A 6,742-nucleotide genomic window follows, 5' to 3' on the forward strand; every position below is an offset into this window, starting at 1 on the left:
CATCTGTCACATTCCGGTGTCGTTCACGGTGCGTGGCCTGATGTTGCTCGGGGTGGGTGCAGTGCTCGCCGCACAGCGCGCGGCGCTCCTTCCGTTTCCCTGGTCCGAGGCGATCTGGCCGATCCTCGGCTCGATGTTCATGTTCAGGCTGATCGTGTATTTCTACGATCTGCGCCATGATAACGCGCCGGTGTCGCTTTCCCGCTCGCTCGGGTACTTCTTCATGCTGCCGAACGCGAGCTTCCCGCTCTTTCCGGTCATCGACTACAAGTCGTTCCGGCGCAATTATTACGATGCCGACGCCTTCTTCATCTACCAGAAGGGCGTCGACTGGATGGTGCGTGGTGTCGTGCACCTCATCCTCTACCGGCTGATCTACTACCACTGGACGCTTGCGCCCTCGGAGGTGACGGGACCGCCCGAGCTGCTGCAATATCTGGTCGCGAACTTCCTGCTCTACCTGCGTGTGTCGGGGCTGTTCCATCTGATCGTCGGGATGCTGCACCTCTACGGCTTCAATCTGCCCGAGACTCACAACCGGTACCTGCTGGCATCGAGCTTCACCGACTTCTGGCGGCGGATAAACATCTACTGGAAGGACTTCATGCAGAAGGTCTTCTACTATCCCGCCGTGTTCCGCCTGAAGAAGCTCGGCGCGACCAACGCGATCATCATCGCCACCCTCTACGTCTTCCTGATGACGTGGTTTCTGCACGCCTACCAGTGGTTCTGGCTGCGCGGCAGCACGTTGCTGGTCTGGCAGGACATCCTCTTCTGGGCGATCCTCGGCGTGCTGGTCGTGGTCAATTCGCTCTACGAGATGACGTATGGGCGCCGCCGCAGCCTCGGCAAGCAGGTCTGGGATTGGCGGCGGGTGCTTTCGCTTTCCCTGCGGACCTTCGTCACATTCTGGTTCATATGTATCCTCTGGTCGTTCTGGACCTCGGAGTCGCTCGCCGACTGGTTCTCGCTGTGGTCTGCGCTGAATGGACCTTATACGCTCGAAGTGCTCTTGATCCCGTGCGTCGCCTTCGTCGTGATCCTGCTCGGCAGCATTCCGCGCGATACGGCGAAGACCGCTGCGGAGGCTGCTGCGAGCATGAAGGCGGCGTGGTTGCGCGAGCGGGCGGTGACGTTTGCCGCGCTTTGCCTGCTGATCGGCATTTCGGTGGAAGGCTTTCACAAGCAGATGGGCGAGACCGTGGCGAACACGGTTCATTCGCTCAAGAGCGGCCGCCTGAGCAGGCTCGATACCGCCAAGCTGGAGCGCGGTTACTACGAGAGCCTGCTTTCCGTCGATCGCTTCAATTCGCAGCTGTGGGAGGTCTACGCGAAGAAGCCGTCCAACTGGCTGGACGTGGAAGGGGCGAACCTGAAGCGCTTCGTCGGCGGATTCGTGCAAGTGGAGTTGATTCCGTCGTATGTGTTCGACAGCATGCACGGCCGGATCAGCATCAATCGCTGGGGAATGCGCGATCGCGACTATGAGCTTCAACCGGGTCCGTCCACCTTTCGCGCGATCGTTCTCGGTCCGTCGACGGTGATGGGTTGGGGCGTGGGGGATGGCGAGACGTTCGAGGCGCTGTTGGAGCGTCGCCTCAACGAAGAGAAGCTCGGCGGTGCATTCCAAAACTTCGAGTTGCTCAACTGCGGCGTTCCAGGCTACCAGCCGCCGCAGCAGTTGGTGGCGTTCGAGCGCTGCATGCAATTCGAGCCGCATGCGGTCATGTACGTCGCGACCGGACGGGAATTCAGCCGCGCCGCCAGTTATCTCGTTGCCGTGGCGCGCAAGGAGATCGAGGTTCCTTATCCGGCGTTGCGCTCCATCATGGAGCAGGCCAAACTGAACCCGGAGCTCGACGAATCGACCGCGTTGCGCCAGCTCGAGCCGTACAGCACCGGGATTCTGCGCTTCGTGTACTCCCATATCGCTGAGCAGGCGCACGCCCGTGGCGCGAAGCCGGTCTGGATCTTCCTGCCCCAGGTGCGCGACGGGGCGTGGCGCGAAGAAACACCGGAGGCGGTTCGACTTGCGCAGGAAGCGGGATTCGTCGTAATCAACCTGGAAGACGTCTACAAGGGCCTGGACATCAATACGATCCGGCTCGCCGAGTGGGACGACCATCCCAACGCCCGTGGCCACCAGATCGTTGCCGAGCGGCTGTTCGAGAACTTCAAGGCGAGGCGAGAACTGCTCTTCAAGGGCAATGGATCGAGCCAAGCGTTCGTCATGGACACCAAGGACCGGAGCGACACGAAATGAGCGATGCCGTCAGAGCGAAAGTCAAGGAATTCATATTGAGCGCCTTCCTGCCCGGGGAAGATCCGAACGAGCTGAAGGACGACACTCCGCTGATCAGCGGCGGGATTCTCGATTCGATCGCCACGTTGAAGCTGGTCATGTTCATCGAGGAAACCTTCAACGTTCAGGTGCAGGCGCACGAGGCGGACAAGGAGCATCTCGACACGATCACCGATATCGTCGCGTTGATCGCCTCGAAGAAGTAGGGAGACGGGCATGACTGTCACCGGTCTGCATGGCTACTTCATCGCGGCGGCTGAGCGTCATGCCGACCGCACTGCAGTCGTCGAGCCGGGGTGCGGGTCGGTCACCTATGCCGAACTGGCGACGCTCGCTGCGAGAGTGCGCAATTGTCTGACCGCACTGGGGGCGCGACCCGGCGACCGCATAGGCATCTGCATGCGCAAGTCGATCGATACGGTCGCTGCCATCTACGGGATCCTGGAGGCCGGATGCGCCTACGTTCCGGTCGATCCCGGTGCGCCGGCAGCCCGTAGCGGCTTCATCATGCACGACTGTGGCGTCAAGGCGGTCGTGGTCGAGGCCGGCTTGCAAGATGCGCTGCTGGCCGAGATTGAAGCCCTCGGGAGCAGGCCGCAGGCGCTCGCGGTGGCGCGGCCGGGCGGCGGCGATGGGCTCGAGCGCGCGCTGGCGGGCGGCGAACTCGGCGCGCCGAAGGACATCGTCGCTGCCGAACCGGACGATCTCGCCTACATCCTCTATACCTCCGGCTCGACCGGAAAGCCCAAGGGCGTCATGCTCTCCCACGACAACGCGGTGAGCTTCGTCGACTGGTGCTCGGAGGTCTTCCAGCCGACGGAGCACGACCGTTTCTCATCCCATGCTCCGTTCCACTTCGATCTATCGATCCTCGACATCCACGTGGCGCTCAAGCACGGCGCGACCCTGGTCCTCGTTTCCGAGGACACGGGCAAGGATCCTGTCCGGTTGGCGGAGCTGATCGCAAGCGAACGGATATCGATCTGGTACTCGGCGCCGTCGATCCTGAGTCTGCTGGCACAGTACGGTGCGCTCGAGGGCCGCGACTACTCTTCGCTGCGCCAGGTGTTCTTTGCAGGCGAGGTCTTTCCGGTGAAACATCTCCGGCTACTGTGCAAGCTGCTTCCGAAGCCGCGCTATTTCAATCTCTATGGCCCCACCGAAACGAACGTCTGCACGTTCTACGAAGTGTCGACGCCGATTCCCGACGATCGGGAGATACCCTACCCGATTGGCAGGCCTTGCTCGCATTTGCGGGCGCGTGTTGTGGGCGAATCCGGAGCAGACGTCGAACGGGGACAGGAAGGCGAGCTTTGCATCGCGGGCCGAGGGGTGATGCGCGGGTACTGGAATCTGGCCGATCAGACGGCGAAGGGGTTCCTCACCGACGCGAGCGGAACAGCTTGGTATCGAACCGGCGATGTCGTGGTCGAGGCCGCTGATGGCAACTACACCTACAAGGGGCGGCGGGACCGAATGGTGAAGCGCCGCGGCTATCGCGTGGAGCTGGGCGAGATCGAGGCCGGGCTCTATCGGCATCCGGCGATCAAGGAAGCTGCGGTCGTGGCCAGTCCGGACGAAGAAGCGGGCGTGAAAATAACCGCCTTCCTGAGCTGCCGCGAACCGAAGCATCCCTCGCTCATCGAGATGAAGCGCTTCTGCTCGCAGCAGCTTCCGCTTTACATGATCCCGGACGCATTCGCCTGGCAGGAAGCGCTGCCGAAGACGTCCACGGACAAGATCGACTACCAGCGCCTCAAACAGATGTCGGGCTGAAGCCAATGGTGTCTTTCAGCTCCACCGGTTCTGTGGAGCATCTTGGGGAGCGGTTGATCACGTCATTCCCGTGTAAACGGGAATCCAGAATACATCCGAGTTGCCTGGGCTCCCGCTTACGCGGGAGCGACGAAGGCAGGTTTGGTCAGAGCAGCGAGAACGAGACATGGATTTCTCCATAACCGACGAGCAGCGGATGCTGCGCGACAGTATCGTGAAGTTCGCCCAAGGCGAGCTCAACGACAACGTGATCGAGCGCGACCGCGATCACGTCTTTTCGCACGAGCTTTGGCGCAAGTGCGCCCAGATCGGCATCCAGGGCCTGCCCGTGGCCGAGGAGTACGGCGGCATCGGCGCCGATGCGCTGACTTGCGCGATGGCGCTCGAAGCCCTGGGTTACGGCTGCCGCGACGGCGGATTGGTCTTTTCGTTGTGCGCGCACCTGCTGGCCTGCGTCGTGCCGATGTGGCGTCATGGCAACGAGGCGCAGAAGGCCAGGTACCTGCGAGGGCTGTGCGACGGCAGTCTCGTTGGCGCCCATGCGATCACCGAGCCGGGCTCGGGCTCGGATACGTTCGCGATGCGCACCCGCGCCGAGCGCAGCGGCGCCGGATGGCGCATCCACGGAACCAAGACCTTCATCTCCAACGCACCGGTTGCGGATGTTGCCATCGTGTTCGCCGTCACCGACCCGGCCAAGGGGTTTCACGGCGGAATCACCGCGTTCGTCGTCGATCGGGACATGCCGGGCTTCACGCGGGGTCAGAAGATGGAGAAGCTCGGTCTGCGCACCTCGCAGATCGGCGAGCTGGTGCTGGAGGACGTGATCGTGCCGGAGGATGCGGTCCTCGGTTCGGTCGGTGGCGGGGCGGCCGTGTTCTCCACCGCCATGGACTGGGAGCGCGTGCTGCTCGTGGCCGCCCACCTGGGCACGATGCAGCGCCTGCTCGAGACGTCGGTCACTTACGCCCGCACGCGAACCCAGTTCGGTCAGCAGATCGGCAAGTTCCAGGCGGTCGCCCACAAGATCTCCGACATGAAGGTGCAGCTGGAAGCCGGCCGGTTGCTGGTCTATCAATCGGCCTGGCGGCTCGAGCACGCGAGAAGTGCAGCGCTCGATGCTTCCATCGCAAAGCTCTTCGTAAGCGAATCCCTGGTGAAGACGGCGCTGGACACCGTGCAGCTGCACGGCGGCTACGGCTTCATGGTGGAATTCGAGGTCGAGCGTGCGCTGCGGGATGCGATCGGCGCCACCATCTATTCCGGTACTTCGGAGATGCAACGGAGCATCATCGCCCGCTGGCTGGGTCTTTAGCCGCGCCGTCGATGCCGCCGGCGGCGCGCCGGGTCAAGCCGGCCCGGGTGCGTGCCGTTATCCGCTCGATCGGCACGGCATCCAATCCCGGAATGGTGGCTTGAATCTTGCAACCGGATCCCGGCCCGTGCTCCCGGCTCTCCGCGCCACACGCATCTCACGATGGTCGTTGGATAATGGTCGGGGAAGTGAGTACATTCGCGTCTTCGGGCGGCCGGGCGGAGCGAGCAGGGCTGGAATGCTGCCAGCCGGCAGGTGTCCATGGCGAAGTTGGCAAAAAGGGGTGGAAATGAGCGTTGTAGCGGTCGTTGGGTTGGGCTACGTCGGGCTTCCGCTCGCCGTCGAATTCGGAAGGCGCGGCAGGACCATCGGATTCGATCTCTCGGCGCCGAAGATCGAAAGTTACCGGCGGTTCGTGGACCCGACCGGTGAAGTATCGACGCCGGATCTCAAGGCCGCAGCGCAATTGACCCCCACCAACGATCCGAGCGCCCTGCGCGAGGCCGACTTCCTCGTCGTCGCGGTTCCGACCCCTGTAGACGAAGCGCATCAGCCCGATTTTTCTCCGCTCATCGGCGCCAGCGAAACGGTGGGCAAGCACATGAAGCGCGGCGCCATCGTCGTGTACGAATCGACCGTCTACCCGGGCGCAACCGAGGAAGTCTGCATCCCGGTGCTGGAGAAGTTCTCGGGAATGAAGTGGATGAAGGACTTCCACGTGGGGTACTCGCCCGAGCGCATCAATCCGGGGGACACGGAGCACACGCTCACGAAGATCACCAAGGTGGTTTCCGGCGACGACAGCGAGACGCTCGAAAAGGTGGCGCAGCTTTACGGCTCGATCATCAAGGCCGGCGTGCATCGCGCTTCCAGCATCAAGGTGGCCGAGGCCGCCAAGGTGATCGAGAATACCCAGCGCGATCTCAACATCGCGCTGATGAACGAGCTGGCCATCATCTTCAACAAGATCGGCATCGACACGATGGAGGTTTTGGAGGCGGCTGGAACCAAGTGGAACTTCCTGCCGTTCCGGCCCGGTCTCGTCGGCGGGCATTGCATCGGCGTCGATCCGTACTATCTTACGCACAAGGCGGACAAGCTCGGCTATCACCCTCAGGTGATCCTGGCCGGCCGGCGCATCAACGATGGCATGGGCAAGTTCATCGCCGAGCAGACCGTGAAGCACATGATCCGCGGCGGCTCGCCCGTCAAGGGCGCGCACGTGAACGTGCTCGGGCTGACGTTCAAGGAAGACTGCTCGGACTTGCGCAATTCCCGGGTGATCGACGTGATCCACGAATTGCAGTCGTTCGGCACCGAGGTGCACGTGCACGATCCGATGGCGGACG

General features: G+C 62.7%; 4 protein-coding genes. All 4 read left to right on the plus strand.

The window, feature by feature from the left end:
* Window positions 1-2,259 precede the first annotated feature (2,259 nt).
* The gene (locus tag GEV05_29970) at window positions 2,260-2,508 is read left to right on the plus strand and encodes an acyl carrier protein (protein MPZ47512.1); all 249 of its coding nucleotides are present in this window, start codon (window positions 2,260-2,262) and stop codon (window positions 2,506-2,508) included.
* Between the two features lie 10 nt (window positions 2,509-2,518).
* Entirely contained in the window at window positions 2,519-4,078 is a 1,560-nt protein-coding gene (locus GEV05_29975; protein ID MPZ47513.1) for an amino acid adenylation domain-containing protein, read from the plus strand.
* A 166-nt stretch (window positions 4,079-4,244) separates the two neighbouring features.
* Window positions 4,245-5,393, plus strand: coding sequence for an acyl-CoA dehydrogenase (locus tag GEV05_29980; GenBank protein MPZ47514.1), 1,149 nt, complete (start codon window positions 4,245-4,247; stop codon window positions 5,391-5,393).
* 289 nt (window positions 5,394-5,682) lie between these two features.
* A partial coding sequence (locus GEV05_29985; GenBank protein MPZ47515.1) for a nucleotide sugar dehydrogenase occupies window positions 5,683-6,742 on the plus strand: 1,060 nt, incomplete at its 3' end.

The organism is Betaproteobacteria bacterium, assembly GCA_009377585.1.
Classification (GTDB): Bacteria; Pseudomonadota; Gammaproteobacteria; order Burkholderiales; family WYBJ01; genus WYBJ01.

What these genes read in the sequence shown, in the direction of transcription:
- GEV05_29970 (MPZ47512.1), top strand. Translation starts at nt 2,260, where the DNA reads ATGAGCGATGCCGTCAGAGCGAAAGTCAAGGAATTCATATTGAGCGCC.
- GEV05_29975 (MPZ47513.1), top strand. Translation starts at nt 2,519, where the DNA reads ATGACTGTCACCGGTCTGCATGGCTACTTCATCGCGGCGGCTGAGCGT.
- GEV05_29980 (MPZ47514.1), top strand. Translation starts at nt 4,245, where the DNA reads ATGGATTTCTCCATAACCGACGAGCAGCGGATGCTGCGCGACAGTATC.